6 protein-coding genes are annotated in these 4,067 nt (G+C 48.3%); 5 read left to right on the top strand and 1 reads right to left on the bottom strand.

Annotated features, from left to right (window positions below):
• On the top strand, window positions 1-331 hold a 331-nt coding region (locus L0156_26555), incomplete at its 5' end, for a hypothetical protein (GenBank protein MCI0606561.1).
• 50 nt (window positions 332-381) lie between these two features.
• Here the strand turns inward: L0156_26555 and L0156_26550 are convergent.
• A complete protein-coding gene (locus L0156_26550) occupies window positions 382-591 on the bottom strand; it encodes a hypothetical protein (protein ID MCI0606560.1) in 210 nt (69 codons plus the stop codon).
• 77 nt (window positions 592-668) lie between these two features.
• Between L0156_26550 and L0156_26545 the strand changes: the two genes are divergently transcribed.
• From L0156_26545 to L0156_26530, 4 genes are all read left to right on the top strand, one after another.
• The gene (locus L0156_26545) at window positions 669-2,057 is read left to right on the top strand and encodes a hypothetical protein (protein ID MCI0606559.1); all 1,389 of its coding nucleotides are present in this window, start codon (window positions 669-671) and stop codon (window positions 2,055-2,057) included.
• 60 nt (window positions 2,058-2,117) lie between these two features.
• Entirely contained in the window at window positions 2,118-3,056 is a 939-nt protein-coding gene (locus L0156_26540) for a hypothetical protein (GenBank protein MCI0606558.1), read from the top strand.
• Window positions 3,008-3,310, top strand: coding sequence for a hypothetical protein (locus L0156_26535; GenBank protein ID MCI0606557.1), 303 nt, complete (start codon window positions 3,008-3,010; stop codon window positions 3,308-3,310). The genes L0156_26540 and L0156_26535 overlap by 49 nt, the downstream gene beginning before the upstream one ends.
• A 261-nt stretch (window positions 3,311-3,571) precedes the next feature.
• Window positions 3,572-4,067: hypothetical protein (locus tag L0156_26530; GenBank protein MCI0606556.1), on the top strand; the 496-nt coding region annotated here is incomplete at its 3' end.

Raw genomic sequence — 4,067 nt, 5'->3', positions numbered from 1 at the left:
TGCAGTATGTGATCTACAAGGCTGCAACAAACCGGCAGAATGCATTCGGTACAATGTGAATCAAAGAACCGGCGAGCAATTTCATAAGTATTACGTTTGCGATCAACATTGTTCCAAGGCTGGTGAATTCTCGTGGTTGTTTTCAGTCGATCACGCGAAAAGAAAGCGGCAATGGGGAGGAGTATTTTCAGAACCGGATAATAGCAGTGTCCTGTGGGATGAAGATGCAGTCGGCCTCATACTCGTCCCTTTAGTTTTTTTGACTGTCCCAACCCTGATTTATGTGCTCTGGAAGACCGATCGCGAACGGTCTCTCCATAAGAAAAAATAAGCAATACCAACTCCTATCAGCAAAATATCAAAGACGATCGAGCCTAAAGATTAAAGTGCTGTGGTCAGTTCCCTGAGAAATTCGTCCGCTGTCTGGTAGCGATCATTCAACCGTTCTTGCAGAGCACTATCGATCACTTCGGCGAGTTTTTTTGGAATGCCCGGATCTCTTTTCCGGATGGGAACGATTCCCCCCCTTAAGATGACTTCGATTGGATCCCGGCCCGGTGGAAAGTCGCGTGGAAGCTGTCCTGTTCGCATGCAATAAAATGTAGCGCCCGGACTCCAAAATGATAAAATCACTTCAAATCAGAGAGTGAGGGGTCAGATACTGTTCAATGACAGTCGGCGCATGGTATTTCTCCAAAAGCCAGGAAAAACATGTGACACAAATCATAGTGCGTATGCATCCTGACAATGAAATCTCTCCTCTTGTCGACAATCAGCTGCTTGCTGACCCGGCTTTTATGCGTGCCAACTGGGCTGCAATCGTAATCGTTCCGTCTGGTTCGAGCAATCCTGCTATTTTCGCGAAGGCTACAGGCGCGGTTGAGATGCTTCGGGGAAATTCCGCAGAAGTGGCCATCGCTTATTATCATTTAAGACACGGTGGACTCCTACAAGTCTTTGTGAGGGTAGATTCACAGGGTGTCAAGCAGAAATTCGGTTACCCTTATTTGTCAGAGCATCCGCTCTGGCTTGATGACGAAAAGGATTTCAAAACTATCGATTCTTTTCTATCGAGTGAAAAACTTCAATTGTTTTTCGTTGCCCCCGGTGAAGACGGCCCGTGTACAGGGTACTTCGGCCTCGAAAACGAGTTGCCCATCGATTGCCGGGAATTTCTGAAACGAGAATTGCTAGCAATGCGGAAGTATCACGGCGGAATTCATAACCGCAATTTTGATTTGTGTTTACAACAATACAATAGCGAGAATCCGCTCGAACAATCGCCAATCCTTCAAGAACAGATCTTCCGCTACACAGTGGATTATGAAAGACAGCCCGATCTTCCTCCAAATGCGATTTGTCCATATTGTAGAGAAACCATCGAGAAAGGACGATCACTCGTATGTTGTAATGAATGTCTTACGATCCATCATTCCGAATGCTGGAGTGAAACAAATCGATGCACTGTGTTTGGGTGCTTGTGTTCGAAGGCACGTACAATACCTCAAAGCAGCGATGCAAAGCGTTTCTACTGGAGTGGGATGAAGCTTGCGGATCAGGAAGACCGGAAGGGTGCGAGCAAAGAGGAGGCGCTTCAAGTATTGATTCGAGGACTTCAACAGAATCCTGTCGATCAGGAGCTCCTGGAATTACGGGGGTGGTCTGAGTTCGATCTTGGGTTGTATCAAGAGGCGGAAGCGACACTCTCACGCCTTCTCAAGCTCCATCCTCGCTCAGATGAAGGGCGTAAACTCTGGAAGCAAATGCGTAGAGTTCAGGGAAAAGAACTCGTTCTTGATATTTCGGAAAATAAAAAAATGGAGATTTATCGCGATTATAAGGAGTCGTGCGACCGCGCTTTTGTGCAGAAATATGTGCCGGAAAAGTCGGAAAAAGCTGATCTGGATTTTAATGAAGTGGTTGCTCAGATTAACCGGCTTGGAAGCGAAGCGACAGCAGAGGTGCGGAAGAGAATTCTGAAGAAATACGACTTAAGTGAGTTTGATCTGAACCTGATCTTACAGGAAGGAGAAAGAAACGCCTGGCCACTGGAATAAACATTTGTAATACATTCGCTTTTTGAATATGGCATTGGTGGAGGTTGAGCGATAGGCTTCATGGATCTGTTCCGGCCTAAATGGAAACACAGCGATGTAGTAATTCGCAGCACAGCGGTTGAGAAGTTGACCAACCAGAAGCTGCTCGCCAAAATCGCAAAGGCGGACGAGTCCGATTTTGTCCGTGAACTTGCAGCAGAGAAGGTGACCAACCAAGCACTGCTGGCAGAGATAGCAAAAACGGTTAAGCACCTCAGAGTACGCGAGAAGGTTGTTGGTAAGCTAACCGACCAAACGCTGCTGGCGAGAATCGTAAATACGGACAAGGAACCGAGTATCCGTAACCTGGCCGTGTGGAAGTTGACCGATCAGGCGCTGCTTGGTGAGATCGCAAAGACGGACGATGAATGGTTTGTCCGCAATTCTGCGGTGGAAAAGGTGACTGATCAAGTGCTGCTAGCCGAAATTGCAAGGAATGATAAGGACACAAGGGTGCGTCATACCGCTGTCTTGAGAATTGATAACTATGCCATCCTCGCCGAGATCGCTAAAAATGACAGTGACGAATATGTGCGTGGAGGCGCTGTTCAGAGGACTGAGGACCAGGCACTGTTGGCCCAGATCGCCAAATCTGACCGGAGCGAAAACGTTCGATTAAGTGCTCTAGAAAGAATTACGGACCAGGCGCTAGTCACTCAGATCATACAGGATACGGAAGGCCTTGTAGATATGAACCGCCTTGTTGACAATCTCGAGTCAGGAATAAAGGATGGCAACTGGTCCAATGTTGAGCAGCATGCCAAAAGACTGGCATTGATTCTATCACCAACGGCCCGCAATGAATTCCAAGCCGATCTAAAGGATTCGTATGCGCCTACGAGATGGCTTTCGGCCAGAGCGCTGGGAGCGGAGGCATGCGCCAGACTAGGTGATGCGGGACGTGCGGGCGGTTGGATCCCAGGAGACGCGCGGTCGAGCTACTCACCAAGTCAGACCTGAGCGCTCAGGAAGCTGCCGAGGTCCTGGCTGATCTATGCGATGCATGGGTTCTGCATGACCTTTTCTGGAAAAAGGACCACCCACGAAATCATGTAGTTATGGAAATCGGTGAGAAGCTGAATGAGCTAGGTGGCTTCGCTCTAATGCGGGAAGCCTACGAACGCTTCGTGCGTCTGCGGCCCCCAAAAGGTTCGACCAGCCCTGGCAGTATTCTGGAGCAGGTTTGGCATGGAATCGGGGATTGGCAACGATGAGCTTGTAAATTTAACTTCCGTTGCCGGATGAGCTTGAGCGTGCTTGCTCATATTTCGATGGACTTAGGGCCTGCGGCTGCAAGCATCGATGGAACCGCTCGTCTCTTGAGCGCAGACAGCGGCTGGTGTGATCATGTCTACAATCACAATTTCTTCGGTCCTTTTCGCCTGCTTCTGAAATCTGCAGACCGGGGCCGCTGCTGGAAAGAATGGAATCACCACCGCGATTGTTGAAAGGACCTCAACCCCGGAGAGATCAAGTTGAAAATTCGCGTCGAAATTAAGGATCCTAACGCTTCTTTCTGGACCGAGTATGACGGAGAAATGGTTCGAACTGCAGTAACCAGAGCATTTCTGAATTCAGCAGAAGAGAATCTTCAAACAGTGTATCACCGGGAGCTCCCCTGGGGAGGAGCGATCCATGGAACTCATTCATCTTCTCACACAGAAACAATCACAGTTAAGTTTCCACAGAGCGTCCTGAACAACCTGAAGAACCCAACGATCCAGATTGAAAACAAAGAAGAAGCTCCCTCCGCCGAGTCTGTAATCAAGAAATCAAAATTCGTCAAAGTGATATTGGTACTATCTATTGCGTACTGTGCATTCATCTTTTTTGCGCTGACCCCACGTTCCAGCATATACACCAAAGGCGATCCGGTGACAATTGACAATGCAGTATGTGATCTACAAGGCTGCAACAAACCGGCAGAATGCATTCGGTACAATGTGAATCAAAGAACCGGCGAGCAATTTC

The organism is bacterium (assembly GCA_022616075.1).
In the GTDB taxonomy this organism is placed as follows: domain Bacteria; phylum Acidobacteriota; class HRBIN11; order JAKEFK01; family JAKEFK01; genus JAKEFK01.
This window is presented reverse-complemented; position numbering and strand designations above follow the sequence as displayed.